The 16,421-nt window shown below is 46.6% G+C and carries 12 protein-coding genes and 1 riboswitch; of the genes, 8 read left to right on the top strand and 4 right to left on the bottom strand.

What is annotated here, in order from left to right:
- The first annotated feature begins 18 nt into the window (after positions 1 to 18).
- Positions 19 to 2,169, top strand: a complete 2,151-nt coding sequence (locus tag RA178_RS07715; RefSeq protein ID WP_306685070.1) for a M3 family metallopeptidase — start codon at positions 19 to 21, stop codon at positions 2,167 to 2,169.
- A 144-nt stretch (positions 2,170 to 2,313) separates the two neighbouring features.
- Here the strand turns inward: RA178_RS07715 and RA178_RS07710 are convergent, their stop codons facing one another.
- The 3 genes from RA178_RS07710 to RA178_RS07700 all read right to left on the bottom strand — a co-directional run bounded on the left by RA178_RS07710 (position 2,314) and on the right by RA178_RS07700 (position 5,930).
- A complete protein-coding gene (locus RA178_RS07710; RefSeq protein WP_306685069.1) occupies positions 2,314 to 3,882 on the bottom strand; it encodes a Na+/H+ antiporter NhaC family protein in 1,569 nt (522 codons plus the stop codon).
- A gap of 79 nt (positions 3,883 to 3,961) precedes the next feature.
- A riboswitch (Lysine riboswitch) is annotated at positions 3,962 to 4,158 on the bottom strand.
- Positions 4,159 to 4,253: 95 nt separating this feature from the next.
- Positions 4,254 to 5,180, bottom strand: a complete 927-nt coding sequence (locus RA178_RS07705; RefSeq protein WP_168824361.1) for an electron transfer flavoprotein subunit alpha/FixB family protein — start codon at positions 5,178 to 5,180, stop codon at positions 4,254 to 4,256.
- The gene (locus RA178_RS07700) at positions 5,181 to 5,930 is read right to left on the bottom strand and encodes an electron transfer flavoprotein subunit beta/FixA family protein (RefSeq protein ID WP_028761124.1); all 750 of its coding nucleotides are present in this window, start codon (positions 5,928 to 5,930) and stop codon (positions 5,181 to 5,183) included.
- Between the two features lie 310 nt (positions 5,931 to 6,240).
- On the opposite strand from RA178_RS07700, the gene RA178_RS07695 reads away from it, so the two are divergent.
- The 7 genes from RA178_RS07695 (at position 6,241) to RA178_RS07665 (ending at position 15,228) form a co-directional block, all read left to right on the top strand.
- Positions 6,241 to 6,633 carry an H-NS histone family protein gene (locus RA178_RS07695; RefSeq protein WP_028761125.1) on the top strand — a complete coding sequence of 131 codons (393 nt, stop codon included), beginning with the start codon at positions 6,241 to 6,243 and terminating at the stop codon, positions 6,631 to 6,633.
- Positions 6,634 to 6,847: 214 nt separating this feature from the next.
- Entirely contained in the window at positions 6,848 to 9,937 is a 3,090-nt protein-coding gene (locus tag RA178_RS07690) for an amidohydrolase family protein (protein ID WP_306685068.1), read from the top strand.
- Entirely contained in the window at positions 9,937 to 11,283 is a 1,347-nt protein-coding gene (locus RA178_RS07685; protein ID WP_306685067.1) for an amidohydrolase family protein, read from the top strand. The genes RA178_RS07690 and RA178_RS07685 overlap by 1 nt, the downstream gene beginning before the upstream one ends.
- 78 nt (positions 11,284 to 11,361) lie before the next feature.
- Entirely contained in the window at positions 11,362 to 11,742 is a 381-nt protein-coding gene (gene rcsF / locus RA178_RS07680) for an Rcs stress response system protein RcsF (RefSeq protein WP_105252035.1), read from the top strand.
- A gap of 178 nt (positions 11,743 to 11,920) precedes the next feature.
- Positions 11,921 to 12,655 (top strand): tRNA (N6-threonylcarbamoyladenosine(37)-N6)-methyltransferase TrmO, encoded by a 735-nt coding sequence (gene tsaA / locus RA178_RS07675; RefSeq protein ID WP_306685066.1) that lies wholly within the window; start codon positions 11,921 to 11,923, stop codon positions 12,653 to 12,655.
- Entirely contained in the window at positions 12,656 to 13,285 is a 630-nt protein-coding gene (locus RA178_RS07670; protein ID WP_306685065.1) for an acyltransferase, read from the top strand.
- Positions 13,286 to 13,512: 227 nt separating this feature from the next.
- The gene (locus RA178_RS07665) at positions 13,513 to 15,228 is read left to right on the top strand and encodes a proline--tRNA ligase (protein WP_286993651.1); all 1,716 of its coding nucleotides are present in this window, start codon (positions 13,513 to 13,515) and stop codon (positions 15,226 to 15,228) included.
- A 140-nt stretch (positions 15,229 to 15,368) separates the two neighbouring features.
- Here the strand turns inward: RA178_RS07665 and RA178_RS07660 are convergent, their stop codons facing one another.
- On the bottom strand, positions 15,369 to 16,250 hold the full coding sequence (locus tag RA178_RS07660; protein ID WP_306685402.1) for an AraC family transcriptional regulator: 882 nt from the start codon (positions 16,248 to 16,250) through the stop codon (positions 15,369 to 15,371).
- Between the last annotated feature and the right edge of the window lie 171 nt (positions 16,251 to 16,421).

Raw genomic sequence — 16,421 nt, 5'->3', positions numbered from 1 at the left:
AAAGGAAGTCACTCAATTATGCGTAAAAGTTTTATTGCCATCGCCATCGGCGCCACTCTCACCGCCGGATTCATGGCAGGTTGCAGCAGCACAGAAACTAAAGCACCTAACGTTATCTCGGTACAAACCCAAAACCCGCTGTTCCAAGCCAGTAACCTGCAATATCAAGCCCCTGATTTTAGCCTCATCAAGAATGAGCACTTCGCGCCAGCCCTAGAGCAAGGCATGGCTGAGCAGTATCAAGAAATTCTCGCAATAGCCAATAATCCGGCAGCAGCAACCTTCGATAATACGATTGTGGCTATGGAGAAAAGCGGCGCTCTACTCAACCGTGCATCAAGCGTGTTTTATAATTTAGCAGGGTCGAATAGCAATCCAGAACTGCGTAAAATCCAAGGCGAAATGGCGCCCAAAATGGCGGCCCACTCAGATAATATCAACTTAAACCCAGCGCTATTTGCCCGTATCGAAGCCATCTATAACGACCGCACTAACTTAGGGTTAACCCCAGAAGTCGTACGTTTGGTTGAGGTATATCACCAACGCTTTATCATGGCTGGCGCTAAACTTACCGATGAACAAAAAGTTAAAATCCGCGCGTTAAATGAAGAACAATCAACACTAACGAATGAGTTCTCTCAGCGTTTATTACGCTTAACCAAAGAAATCGCCGTTGTGGTGGATTCAAAAAGTGAACTTGCTGGATTAACCGACGGTGAAATAGCTTCAGCCGCGAACGATGCCAAAGCTGCCGGTCACGATGGCAAGTATCTGATTAACATAACCAACACCACTCGCCAACCTGTGTTGGCATCACTGGAAAACCGTGAGCTACGCCAGCGTATTTGGGAAGCCTCAGCGAACCGTGGCTTAACTGGTGAAAACGAAACTGCGTCACTCGTATCTCGTTTAGCGAAACTCAGAGCCGAGCGCGCAACACTATTAGGCTATGAAAACTGGGCAAGTTATCGATTAGCACCGCAAATGGCCAAAACACCCGAAGCGGTTTACAGCATGTTTGGTTCAATGGTGCCTGCGGTAGTTGCTAACACAGAGAAAGAAGCGGCCGACATTCAAGCGATGATCACTAAAACCGGTGGGAAATTTGAACTGGCACCGTGGGACTGGGAGTTTTACGCAGAAAAAGTCCGCCAAGAAAAATACGCTCTCGATGCCAATAGCATTCGCCCATACTTCGAATTTAACCGCGTGCTCGAAGACGGCGTATTCTACACACTCAAAGAACTCTATGGCGTCACCTTAAAACCACGCCCAGATTTACCGGTTTACCATCCCGATGTAAAAGCCTACGAAATGTTTGATGCCGATGGCTCAAGCATGGCCATTTTCTACGCCGACTATTTTGCCCGTGAAGGTAAACGTGGTGGCGCTTGGATGAGTTCGTTCGTCGGTCAATCCTTCCTCGAAGGCACTAAACCTGTGGTCGTCAACGTGATGAACATAAAGAAAGCGCCCGAAGGTCAACCCACATTCGTCAGCTATAACGAAGTCACCACTATGTTCCATGAAATGGGTCACGGCACCCACGGCATGTTCTCTAAAGTGACTTATCCAAGTCTGGCGGGTACCTCGGTTTCACGCGACTTTGTCGAATTTCCATCGACGTTTGAAGAAGATTGGGCCGCCCATCCAAAAGTGTTAGCGAACTACGCGAAACACTATGAAACAGGCAAACCCATTCCCGATGAACTGCTGCAAAAACTGCTGAAATCTGGCAGCTTCAACCAAGGCTTTGACACACTGGAATACATGGCCGCCGCATTAGTAGACATGGAATGGCATTCATTAAGCCCTGATACGCCGCTGCAAGATGTACCAACCTTTGAAGCCAATGCCCTGAAAAAGCACGGCTTAAACATCAGTGCCGTACCTCCGCGTTATAAGTCGACCTATTTTGCCCACGCCTTCCCCGGCGGTTACTCGGCAAGTTATTACGCTTATATGTGGAGTGAGATTTTAGCGGCGGATGCGTTTGCGTATGTACAAACCCAAGGTGGGCTCAATCGTGAAATCGGCATGAAGTACCGCAAAACGATCCGTGAAGTGGGTAATAGCATAGCGCCAATGGACGCCTACAAAAACTTCCGCGGACAAGAACCAACCACGGAAGGCTTACTTAAACGCCGCGGTCTAGATCAAGCACGCTAAGCTAAGAGTTGGTAGCCTTAATGCGATAGGCTAAAGATAAAGACAAACTCAGCCTTAACCAAAAAAATCAGCCAGCATAATGCTGGCTGATTTATTTTGACTTATTTGACGTGAACGTTTGCAGTGAAAGGTTTCAATTAACGTCTAGCTAATTGCGCCTTTAGATTTGATTTTAAGTACGATAATACTAATCACAAATGCCACACTACAAGCCACTAAACCCGCGACAACAGACTCGGTAAATCCAAGTGCCACATAACCCACTAAGCTAATAAACGCCGCAATGAGTGCATAAGGTAGCTGAGTCACCACATGGTCAATGTGGTGGCAACTGGCGCCCGTAGACGACAAGATAGTCGTGTCGGAAATTGGTGAACAGTGATCGCCAAATACAGCCCCTGCCAGCACAGAGGCAAGCATAGGCAACATCATGCCTGTGTGACTTCCCATAGCCATATCAGCAGCAATCGGCAACATGATCCCGAACGTACCCCAGCTAGTACCGGTTGAGAACGCAGTAATACCTGCTAGCACAAACATTAAGGCGGGTAAAAACGCGAACGGAATATTTCCTGTTGCTAAACTCGCCATAAACTTACCGGTTTCGAGTTGACCAATCACACCTGCGATTGTCCAAGCAAATAACAGGATGTAAATCGCCGGCAGCATAGAGCGAGCGCCCTGCACTATACCTTTGACTATCATCAATTTCTCAACGCCTTGCACTAAATTCAATATCAGCGAGACCGCTAGACCAATTAATGCACCAAAGAAAAGTGATGAACTGACATCGGTTTTCTCAAAAGCAGAAATAATATTAAATTTAATCCCTTCCGCCGCGAGTACTTGAGCACCACTGTTAATCATGAAATAGAGGGTTGCAAATACCAACACGGTAATCGGCAGGAACAGACCTAAAATCTTACCGGTTTCGGCTTCAGGTAAATCTGCGTTCGCCCCAGGCGGTAATCCTTTAGACTCATCGTATAAATTACCACGTTGGGCATTGAGCTCATGCTCACGCATTGGCCCAACATCTAATCCCATAAAGACAACAAAAAGTAATAATAACAAGGAGAAGATTGCGTAAAAGTTCATCGGGATCATTTGAATAAAAATACTCAAATGACCCGTATCAGCAAAACCATGGGCAGTTAATATCCCGCCAATGAGTGCGATAATATAAGCGCCCCAGCTCGAAACTGGAGAAATAACGCACACAGGCGCCGCAGTAGAATCTAATAAATAAGCTAACTTAGCGCGGGAAACATAATAACGATCGGTAACAGGTCGAGCGACCGAACCAACAACTAAACTATTGAAATAATCATCAATAAAAACTACGCAACCTAAAAACATGGTCAATAGTTTAGCGTCACGTTTATTACGTATATGTAAACGAGCCCAATCGGCAAAAGCACGCGCGCTGCCACTTACGGTAATTAACGCTGTGATCATTCCCAGTACAATTAAGAAACCGAGAATATATAAGTTCCACGAATTTAGACCTTTATCAGTCCAAAAAAGCCCTTTAACGCCATTAAATACAAACTCACCCGTTGCTAAAGGTGAAAATTGATTGAGCAATAAAGCACCAATTAAAATACCTAACCCCAAAGAAAGCAGTACACGGCGAGTCAAGATCGCCAACACGATAGCCACCGCAGGCGGCAACAAGGAAAGTGCCGAATCGGCATAATTCATAACAGTCATTGATTATTATCTTCGTTAAATACGAATGGAGGGCGACTGAACTGGTGGGAAAAGGCAATAGATACCCAAGGTCACCTGTCCTATCAGTAGCGCTCCATAGTAACTATTCCCAATATCCATATCGGAAAATACTATGGCAGTGCTGCACCTATTAGGTACAACCCCAGCAGTCGATCGTGATAAATCGAACCACTTCGGCACCAAATCCTTTCGCAATCGATCAACGGAATCACCCTACTGATCACTACTAATATTTGGCGCGCCTCTACTTCTAAGAACGCCCTTGCACGGGCGTGAGGCACATAAAAACATAAGCGGCTTAGCAGATGCTACCGCAAAGCCACTTAATGTGACCTAGATCACAGATAAAATCAACTGAGACTTGTAATCAGCTCAGGAACCACCTCAAACAGATCTGCAACGAGTCCATAATCGGCAACTTGAAAAATCGGCGCTTCAGGATCTTTGTTGATTGCAACGATGACTTTAGCGTCTTTCATGCCGGCTAAATGTTGAATCGCGCCAGAAATACCGACGGCAATATACAAGTTTGGCGCAACGATTTTACCGGTTTGACCCACTTGTAAATCGTTAGGCACAAAACCTGCGTCAACTGCAGCGCGTGATGCGCCAACGGCTGCACCGAGCTTGTCAGCAAGTTGTTCTAACATGCCGAAGTTTTCACCACTGCCCATGCCTCGGCCGCCAGATACGATAATGCCAGCATTGCCTAACTCTGGACGGGCAGAAACTGTCAGCGATTGAGAAACAAACTGAGTTCTCGCTTCAAACACTTTATCAAGTGTCGTCACAGCCGCACTGTTACCTTCTGGCGCAGCGTCAAACGCACTGGCACGCACTGTCATCACTTTAATGGCATCATGGCTTTGCACTGTCGCTAAGGCATTACCCGCATACACAGGGCGCACAAAGGTGTCCGCATTGACGACGGTAATAACTTCTGAGATTTGCGCGACATCTAATAATGCCGCCACGCGCGGAAGCGTATCCTTACCTAAACTTGAAGCCGAGGCCAGAATGTGACCATAGTTTGGCGCTAAGTCCACCAGCAATTTGGCAAAATTTTCCGCTAAATGCGCTTCATACACGCTGGCATCGGCAACGAGTACTTGGCTAACGCCTTGTAGTGCCTGCGCCGCTTGGACAACCGCGCCACATTGGTGACCCGCAACCAAGACATGTACTTCATCGCCTATGGCACGGGCGGCGGTAACAATTTTTGCCGTATCGAGTTTCAGTGCTGCATTATCATGTTCAGCTAATACTAAAATGGCCATTTAGATCACCTTCGCTTCATTTTTTAACTTTTCAACTAGCTCAGCTACCGACGCTACCATGATGCCCGCTTTACGTTCAGCTGGCGGAGTGACCTTCACAATCGTTTGGTGACTCTTTAACGTCACGCCTAAGTCTGCCACAGTAAATACTTCTAATGGCTTACGCTTAGCTTTCATTATGTTAGGCAATGAAGCGTAACGGGGTTCGTTCAAACGTAAATCGGCGGTCACAACAGCAGGTAAAGGCAGTTTAAGAGTTTGCATGCCGCCGTCAATTTCACGGGTGACTTGTAATGTATTCGCTTCTAATTTGATTTCTGAAGCAAAGGTCGCCTGTGGCATATCCATTAACGCGGCAAACATTTGGCCAGTTTGGTTATTATCACCATCGATGGATTGCTTACCAAAAATCACCAGCTCTGCTTGTTCTTTGTCTTGTACCGCTTTGAGCAATTTGGCGATAGACACTGGCACGAGCTCTTCTTCAGTATCGATATGAATTGCACGATCTGCGCCTAATGCAAGCGCGGTACGCAGTTGTTCTTGCACGGCTTTATTACCAATACTGACAACAACCACTTCAGTAGCGCTACCCGCTTCTTTTAAACGAACCGCTTCTTCTACTGCGATTTCACAAAAAGGGTTCAACGCCATTTTTAGGTTTGCAGTGTCAACACTTGTATTGTCAGCTTTGACCCTGACCTTCACATTGGCATCAACAACGCGCTTAACGGGCACCAATACTTTCATAGGGTTTCCTTCCTACACTTTCATGTACATGGACAAAACATTGGTTAATACCAATGCAGAATAGAGCAACTTTACGTCCTGTTAACGTTAACGTCAACCAAAGTCAAACGCCTGTTTGTATTTTTTAATCCGCTGCAACGGCCACTTTTTTGGACACTTATTTGATGGAATAAGAAAAGTTCAAAAAATAAATAATATTTAATTTCCTTAAAACGCATAATTTTATTTGATTCGAGCTATATTAGTTTCTATCATTTAGGTGTTGTTCACCATTATCCTGTATTAAAAATAGAGTGGGACGAAAATAGATATGAGCGAATTTTTAGAGATATTAACTCACGGCCGTCGTTTTAAAGCTGCAGTAAAAGAACTTAGCGTTGAAGAGTTACGTGATTTAGCCGACAAATTAGATAAAATTTTAGTAGAACGCGAGTCTATGGCTGAGGAAGAAGAACAAGCCATGGCAGCTCGTAATGCTAAGATTGAAGAAATCCGTCAACAAATGGAAGCCGTTGGTTTATCAATTGATGACTTAGGTGGCGTAGCTGTTAAAGCTGCTGCGAAGAAACGCGCTCCTCGTCCAGCCAAATACCAAATTGAAGTTGACGGTGAAATGGTTCAATGGACTGGCCAAGGCCGTATGCCTACCGTATTTAAGAACGAGATCAACAAAGGTCGTTCTATGGAAGATTTCTTAATCTAATCCAACCAAGTGTGATGGCGCTAATTGCCAACACAAGTTTGCATAAAAGCTCGCATTAGTTGCGAGTTTTTTATATCCATCAATCATTTCAAACTTAAACGACAGCCGTTAATTCCGCACCTCACTCCCACTCAAATTACGTTACAATTCAGCCTTAGTATTTACATCTGCTTTCAGTTACTCTTTGCTCACCCTTACTCGATTGAATAAAATAATGCAGATAAACAATAAGATAATGATAAGCTGCAGCATAATCGCTAGCTTAATATCACAAAGCACATTTGCCCAACTCAATACTGGAACAACATCCAGTAAACTCACTGCATTTACCCATGCTGAATTAATTATTGCCCCGGGAAAGCGTTTAAGCGATGCCACTTTATTAATTGAAAATAATCGAATTAAAGCCATTATTGAGCACAACGACATTCCCGCTGGCGCATTTAGAATCGATTTGAGTGGTTATACAATTTATCCCGGATTTATCGATCCTTTTACCGATTATGGGATTGAATTCGAATATCCCAAACTTAAGCTCACTCGCCCCGTCTATGATATAAAGCGTATCGGTGGTAATGCGGAAAATGGTGCAATTCATTCTGAAAAAGAATGGTTTAATTACGTTTACCCCAATAAAGAACGCGCAAAAGAGTGGATTAATAATGGTTTCACCAGTGTGCAAAGTAGCAAACTCGACGGTATCTTCCGTGGGACGGGTGTCAGCCTTTCATTAGCAGACAAAACGGCTAATGAAGTGATTTATCGCGCCCGCAGTCAACCTTTTATGGCATTTGATAAAGGCTCGTCTGAACAAGATTATCCCTCATCATTAATGGGCAGCATTGCACTTATTAGGCAAACCTTTGCCGATGCAAATTGGTATAACCAAAATAAAAACAAACCTGCCAATGGCGCAATAAACAATCAAGTCGAATTTAATATCGCCTTTGAGCGTTTAGATAATTTAGCCGATAAGCAAATTATCTTTGAAACCAAAAATCTCAACGACCAATTACGTGCAGCCCATTTACTCAAAGAACATAAACTGCCAGCCAACCTGCTTGGTAATGGTCAAGAATACTCACGCATCAATGAGTTAAAGGCGCTGAACTATCCGTTGATCTTGCCTTTAAACTATCCGCAGGCACCCGATGTCGGGACAGATGACGCTGATCGTGAAGTATCACTGGCGGATTTAAGACTGTGGGAACGTGCACCAACCAACCCTGCGGCGGTAGCTAACGCAGGTATCCCCTTTGCGTTAACGCAGTTTGGGATTAAGACCGATGCCTTCTGGCCGCGCCTACGCCAGGCTATTGCCCAAGGTTTAAGTGAAGAAAACGCTCTCGCGGCACTCACCACCCAAGCCGCAGAGATGACAGGCACCGCCGACTTTACCGGTAAACTCGCGCCCGGTTATATGGCTGACTTTGTTATCACTAAAGGCAATATCTTTAAAGATGGCCAGATCTACAGTGTTTGGTTGCAAGGTCAGGAGCAAAGTCTACGCTCACTTCCCCAAGCACGATTACTGGGAGATTACCAATTAAGCCTCAATAACCTCACGCTAGATTTATCGCTACATGATGAAAGTAAAAGTGATAAACCCAACATCCAAGGCAATTTAAGCAGTGGCGAACAAAGTATCTCACTCACTCAACTTAAGTTAGATGATAACGGAAGATTGAGCTTTACTGCCGATTTGAGCGCCGCAGGCATTAACGGCCTTAGCCGCTTTACGCTGTGGATGGCCGATGACGGCATTCAAGGTCGTATGGTCGATGCAAAAAGTCGCACTACAAATGTTGCCGGTGTCGCTTTAACTCAAACTGCAAAGCTCAAAAAAGCAGACCAAGCAAGCAATCATGCTCCCAACAATGAAGCCAACACGAGCCTAGTGAGTCACCTCACCTTCCCTAACGTCGCTTACGGTCTAAGCGAAGCGCCTAAGGTTGAGAAGCTGCACATCAAGAATGCCACCCTGTGGACATCGGATAAGCAAGGCATTCTCGAACATGCTGATCTCTTGATGGCCAATGGCCGCATCGAAAAAATTGGCCAACAATTAAGTACGCCATCAGGTTATCAAGTCCTCGATGCAACAGGTAAACACCTCACCGCCGGCATAGTCGATGAACACTCGCATATCGCCATTAATGGCGGTACTAACGAAGGAACAGACGCAGTAACCTCTGAAGTACGCATTGGCGATATTATTAATCCCGACGATATTTCAATCTATCGTGCCTTAGCGGGCGGCGTCACCAGCGCGCAATTACTCCACGGTAGCGCCAACCCTATCGGTGGACAATCACAACTGATCAAAATGAAATGGGGCGAGTCGGCCGAACAACTCAAATTTACTAACGCGCCCGCCAGTATCAAATTTGCTTTAGGTGAAAACGTCAAACAGAGTAACTGGGGTGAGAAATTTGTTCAGCGCTTCCCCCAGACTCGCATGGGAGTAAAAGCGTTATTTGAAGAAACCTTCGACGCTGCTATCGCCTATGAAAAGGCGTTAAAAACCTATGATAATCTGCGCTCCAGCGATAAAAAGAAAACCGTCGCTCCGCGCCCAAGTTACCGTCTGCAAGCAGTGGCCGAAGTATTAAATCAGCAGCGTGATGTGCACATTCATTCCTATGTGCAGTCAGAAATCCTGATGTTTATCCGCTTAGCCGAGGCCTATCACTTTAAAGTGCAAACCTTTACCCATGTGCTCGAAGGTTACAAAGTGGCGAGTGAACTAGCTACCCATGGTGCTGGCGCATCGACCTTTGCCGATTGGTGGGCCTATAAGTTTGAGGTGTATGATGCGATTCCGCAAAACGCGTGCCTGATGCAAAACAAGGGGGTGACCACCAGCATTAACTCAGACGATTATGAAATGCAGCGCAGACTCAACCAAGAAGCGGCTAAGTCTATGATGTATTGCAATATGTCGAAGGAAGACGCTTGGAATATGGTCACTATCAATCCAGCCAAACAATTAAGAGTCGATGAGTTTGTGGGTTCACTCACCCCAGGAAAAATGGCCGATATCGTACTCTGGAACGCAGAGCCTCTGTCTATTTACGCCAAAGTGACGCAGGCATGGGTTGAAGGAAAACGCTATTTTGACCGCGACCAAGACCAAGTTGCCCAACAAGCTGTGGTGAACGAGCGCGCCGCACTTATCCAAAAAATTCTCAGCAGTGATGACCAAACTAGAGCGGGTGAAAAAGTCACGCCACTCAACGAGCCACAGTGGCACTGCGACACCCACTATCAGGCATGGGGCCACGCTCATGAGGGAGCCAAATAATGCAACATTTATCTAAAACCGTTTTGTTTGTGGCGCTACTCGGCGCAATTTGCACCACGCTGGCCCCAGCTATGGCAAGCGATATTGTGCCTACACCTAAACAAAGCCGCAACGTACTGATAAAAAACGCCACAGTGCACACAGTCACTCAAGGCGTGCTCAGCAACACAGACGTCTTAATTGAAAATGGCAAGATCACGGCCGTTGGGCCTCAACTGACCAGCCAAATCAACAATGCAACCGCAGAAACCAGTAACACTCAAATCATCGATGCCAGCGGTAAACACTTGTATCCGGGCTTAATCGCCCTAGACACCAGCTTAGGCTTAGTCGAAATTGAAATGAGCCGCCCAACGGTCGATAACGCCGAGGTGGGCTACATCAACCCGCAGATCAGCACGGCCACAGCTTACAATCCGGATTCGGAGCTCATCCCGACCATACGTTACAACGGAATTACCCATGCACAAATCGTCCCGAGCGGTGATGGGTTAGCTGGACAATCGGTACTGGTGGATCTCGATGCATGGACGATTGAAGATGCGCTGACGCCAAGTGCTGGACAGTTCCATGTCTATTGGCCGCAAATCAAACGCATGCCAGAAGATGAAAAAGAGAAAGCCAAGACTATCGAGAAAAATCAGCAGGCGATCGACAAGCTCAATATCGCCTTTGAAGATGGCTATCGCTATTTCTTAAGTGATAAGGCCAACGGTAAAGACAAAAACCAGGATGAAGATCCCCAGTCCGCGACCAACGACCTGCGCTGGCAGGCTATGCTGCCGCTATACCAAGGCAAAGCGACACTGTTTGCCCATGCCGACAGTGTTGGCCAAATTGAGCAAGTGATCGCCTTGACGAAAAAATACCAATTCAAACTGGTAATTGTCGGCGGATACGATGCATGGCGTTTGGACTCAAGCCTAAGGGAAGTTAAAGCTGGGGTCATTTACCCTCATACCTTGAGTCTCCCTAAACGTAAAGATGAGCCAGTCGATTTACCCTTTAAGATCCCATCTTTACTCGCCAATGCAGGTATTCCCTTCGCCCTTGGGTTCTCATCGGACTGGAATAGCCGTAACCTCCCCTACGCCGCAGGCTACAGCGCCGCCTATGGTTTAACGCCTGAACAAGCACTTAAGTCCATCACCTTAGATGCCGCAAAACTGTTAGGTGTGGAGGATTTAGGTGCGATAGCGGTGGGATACCAAGGCAGTGTCGTGCTGTCAGAGGGGGACATTCTCGACCCTATGACCAATAAAATTGAGGCAATCTGGATTGAAGGACGGCAGATAGATCTGAATAATCGCCATCAGCAGCTTTATCAAAAGTACCTTAAGCGGTAGAATTTACTCAGATAATAATATCGCATCGGCGCAGCCTACCAAGGCTGCGCAGTTTTCTCCTCAACCTCAGGTCAAACCATGAAAATTATCCTCTCAAGTGCATTAGTGCTCCTGCTCAGTGCCTGTGCAAGCGACTACAGTTTTAACAGTAATTTGGACAGTGAGGCGATTAATGACTATTTCAAGGCATCCGATGTCATCCTTTATGAAGGTGATACCTTGCCGAAAGGTCATTATGAATTAAAAGGATTGGTCGAAGGTGAGTCCTGTCAGGCCGATACCAACGGTGCGCCCGCATCACTTGCCGATGCCAGAACCGAAGCCCGTCGCAATGCCGCAGATAAAGGAGCTAACGGCATTATCATCAAGCAATGTGTCATATTTGAAGAAGCTGCCCAAGGTTGTATCAGCCGCGCATTATGCGTTGGTCAAGCAGTAAAAACGGCTACAACAGAGTAAGCCTCACGCATATTAAGCATACTGCTCGCGGCGTGATCCTATAGTGTTCTAAGATTGCCCCTATCAACCGCTTAATGGCTAACGCTTCGTGACCAATGCTGCATTATTAGCACACAAAGATGGGCCTTAATAATGAGCTTAGGCGGTTGTTATACTTACCCTTTAGGTAATTTTTTGCATGATATTTACCAACCAAATTATCGCAGTGGCAACATGCCGCACGCCCTATAAACAAAAATTTGGCATTCCAAGACAACCCGGACTTGTTGAAGCGCGTGGTTATGTCGAACTCGAACCCCATGTGAATCATATCGATGCGGTGCGTGGCATAGAGCAATATTCACATCTGTGGTTACTGTTTTGCTTCCATGAGAATCTTGCCCAAGGTTGGAAAACCACAGTGCGCCCGCCGCGTTTAGGCGGCAATGAAAAACTCGGCGTGTTCGCAACTCGCTCCACTTTTCGCCCCAATGGTATAGGTCAGTCTGTGGTGAAACTGCACGGCGTAGTGCAGCGCAAGGGCAAAGTTTGCCTTGAGATTTCCGGTATGGATCTGGTCGATGGCACGCCGATTATCGATATTAAGCCTTACATTCCTTTCTCGGATTCGATTACCGATGCAGTCGGCGGCATTGCTCAAGACGCCCCAAAACTGATTTCAGTGGTGTATTCCGATAATGCCAAGGCACAGATTGAGCGTTACGTCGAGCAGGAAACCTACACAGATTTAGCTCTGCTTATCCGCGGTGTGCTCGGCCAAGATCCACGTCCCGCCTACAAAAAAGCCAAGGACGATCCTAAGTTATACCAAGTCGCCCTCTATGATTTAGATGTGTTCTGGCACATGGCGGTCGATGATAATGACCAAGAATACATCTTGGTACTGGAACTCAAACCGGGAAAATGTGGCTAAATGTCTGCGCCAACGCCTACATCAAAACCTGATTATCAAAGCCAGCATAAAAAGCGGCTCTCTTGGATGCCGTGGCTGTATTTTTCCTTAAAAGAGAAACATTTAATCTGGGCTAAACCTTGGCAAGATGATATTCAAGCAAGACTTTGCGCCCTCGAAACGGTAACTATCGGCGAGCAATGCTTTATCGCCCCCGAGGCGCAGTTATTCGCCGAACCCAATCGTGATATCCGCATGGGTAATCGCTGCATGATCGCCGCCGAGTGTTTTTTGCATGGGCCTATCACGCTAGGGGACGAAGTGGCGATTAATCATGGTTGCTCCTTCGATGGCGGCAGGGTCGGGATTCAGATAGGCAATCAAACCCGCATCGCCAATAATGTCACCCTTTACGCCTTTAACCATGGCATGGTGCCAGATACCCCCATATATCAACAAGCTGCCAACTCCAAAGGTATTGTTATTGGCCAAGATGTGTGGATTGGTGCTCAGGCGGGCATAGTCGATGGTGTGACCATTGGCGATCACGCTGTGGTGGGTATGGGCAGCATAGTGACGAAAGATGTACCCGACTGGGCGATAGTGGCTGGCAACCCCGCCAAAGTGATTGGTGATAGACGGGATAAGTAAGCAGTAAGGATAATCTTGATACTAGCAGTGACGAAGTCACACTCTAACAGCACAGCGCTCTTCCTTGCGTTATCCGTTATCCGTTATCCGTTATCCGTTATCCGTTATCCAGCATCAAAAAATGCTATTTATCTCCCAGCTAGTTGAATTTAACCTAAATCCCTAGGTGACATCACCAAAGCAGGTGATAAAATGGTAACCATTCAACTCAAATTTGGACATCGGTAATGCGCGTCAGCAAGTACCTGCTATCAACACAGAAAGAAACTCCTGCCAACGCAGAAGTCATTAGTCATCAATTAATGTTACGTGCGGGCATGATCCGTCGTAATGCGTCGGGCCTTTACAGCTACCTCCCCACGGGCTTACGCGTATTGCGTAAAGTCGAAGCCATTGTTCGTGAAGAAATGAACAAAGCCGGTGCAATTGAAATTCTAATGCCTATGGTGCAACCGGCAGACTTGTGGGTAGAAACAGGTCGTTGGGAAAAGTTTGGCCCCGAGCTGCTGCGCTTTAAAGATCGCCACAATCGCGACTTCGTACTGGGCCCAACCCACGAAGAAGTGATCACAGATCTCATTCGTAAAGAAGTCAGCTCATACAAGCAATTACCGCTGAATCTTTACCAAATTCAAACCAAATTCCGTGACGAAGTTCGCCCACGTTTTGGCATGATGCGCTCACGTGAATTCTTGATGAAAGACGCCTACTCTTTCCACCTTGACGTCGATACCATGAATGAAACCTATGAGGCTATGTACACAGCCTATAGCAACATTCTATCGCGCATGGGTTTAGCTTTCCGCCCAGTTTTAGCTGATACGGGTTCAATCGGTGGCAGCATGTCACACGAGTTCCATGTTCTAGCACAAAGCGGTGAAGATTTAATTGCTTACTCAACGGGCAGCGATTACGCGGCTAACATTGAGAAAGCTGAATCACCTATGCCAACTGAACCACGCGGCGCAACCACTGAAGCATTGCGTTTAGTCGATACCCCAAATGCAAAGACCATTGCGGAATTAGTTGAGCAGTTTGGTTTGGATATCACTAAAACGGTCAAAACCTTAATCGTAATGGGTGCGACAGAAGCGACGCCTTTAGTGGCGCTGATTGTTCGTGGCGACCATGAACTCAACGAAGTCAAGGCTGACAAGTTAGACTTAGTCGCATCACCATTGGAAATGGCGCCAGAAGCGCTGATCCGTGACGCCATTGGCGCAGGTCCAGGTTCACTTGGCCCTATCGGTCTTAAAATCCCTATCGTTATCGATCACAGCGTTAGCGTAATGAGCGATTTTGCCGCCGGTGCTAACGTTGATGATAAACATTATTTTGGTATCAACTGGGAACGCGATCTGCCGACAGCGCAAGTTGCCGACATCCGTAACGTAGTCGAAGGCGAGCCAACACCTGATGGTTCAGGCACTTATGCTATGGCACGCGGTATCGAAGTGGGCCATATTTTCCAACTGGGCACTAACTATTCTAAATCGATGAACGCGACTGTACTTGACGAAAATGGCAAGTCACAGGTGCTACTGATGGGTTGTTACGGTGTCGGCGTGAGCCGTATTGTGGCAGCAGCCATCGAACAAAACTTCGATGACCGTGGCATCATTTGGCCAGAAGCGATTGCACCATTTAGCGTGGGCATTCTGCCAATGAACATGCACAAATCGCACCGCGTCACCGATATCGCCGAGCAGTTATACAAAGACTTAAACGAAGCGGGTATTGAAGTGTTATTGGATGATCGTAAAGAGCGTCCAGGCGTGATGTTCGCTGATATGGAACTGATTGGTATCCCACATACAGTGGTGATTGGCGATCGCAATATTGATGCTGGCGTATTTGAATACAAAAACCGCCGTACCGGTGAAAAACAAGATATTCCATTCGATCAACTGCTCGACTTCCTGAAAAACGCAGTTAAAGGCTAAGCCTCAACGCGAAATGTAGACAAGCTGAAGATCAAAAACGAAACGCACTTGAGCCCAGCTTAAGTGCGTTTTTTATTGGACTTTTTATTGACCTTCATCGTTCACATTGGCTCGCAACATGACTTTTTATATGCGGCTGTTTACCGCTGTATTTTGGGCAAGGTATTTTGTGCTAACAGGTACTGACTCGGAGCGACACCCATCAACTGCCTAAACATATAACCAAAGGCTGAACCCGAGGCATAACCTAAGGATAACGCTGTAGTGAGCACAGATTCACCTCGGCTGAGCATTTGAATCGCCACCTGCAATCTAAGCCTTTGCAACCATTGGCTATAACTCAGCCCTGTTTGCTGTTTAAATAATCTCGCTAACGTGCGGGCAGAGGCACCGACCTCCCGCTGCCAATCAACCAAAGTACGTTGCTCACTTGGATCGGCAAGCAAAGCCTCGGTAATGCGCAGTAATTTTTTATCCCTAGGATAAGGTAAATCCAAGGCGACCTTAGGGGCGAGTACCATAAAATCACGGATCACCATCAAGAGCCGCATGACGCGATCCTTAAAATCGGGATCAATTAGCCCAGCCTCACTCTTCACTAAGGCATTAGCCTCTTGCAGTAATAACTGCAAAACAGGCTTCACACTCAAACAAGTACAGTCGGGTGGAAACCCGCCTATCCGGGTTTCATCCAAATACAGACTACTCAATTGCACCTGACCTAGCGCGATAACCTCATGATCGACAAAGGGAGGCACCCACACCGCTTGCTCAGGCGGCACAATGTAACGCCCAGCAGGCGTGATCACACTCAACACACCTTGACTGGCATAAATGACCTGTCCCCAAGAATGACTATGGCGCTGCACATGTTCAAACGGCTTGAGTGTTCGCTTAAGCAACATGATGGAGGCACTTAGCCCTGCGGCAGCTAAACGTGAAGGCGCGACCTGCGTGTGCTGAGTAATATGCAGCTGGGATAAATGCGTGTCAGTGACTTGATTCAAGGTGTTATCGCCCAAAGTGATTTTTATATCGAAGCTTCTTTTCATATTATCGAGCCTCTTCCGTATAGAAGCGCCTCTTCATATAAAAGTACTTTATATTTGTAGAAGTGTCTTTATATCTAGATATTAAGTCAATCTATCGAGCCCAAGCCAAAGCAGCAAACGCTAACATGTCATATCAGGCTG

The organism is Shewanella oncorhynchi (assembly GCF_030848765.1).
GTDB lineage: Bacteria > Pseudomonadota > Gammaproteobacteria > Enterobacterales > Shewanellaceae > Shewanella > Shewanella oncorhynchi.
This window is presented reverse-complemented; position numbering and strand designations above follow the sequence as displayed.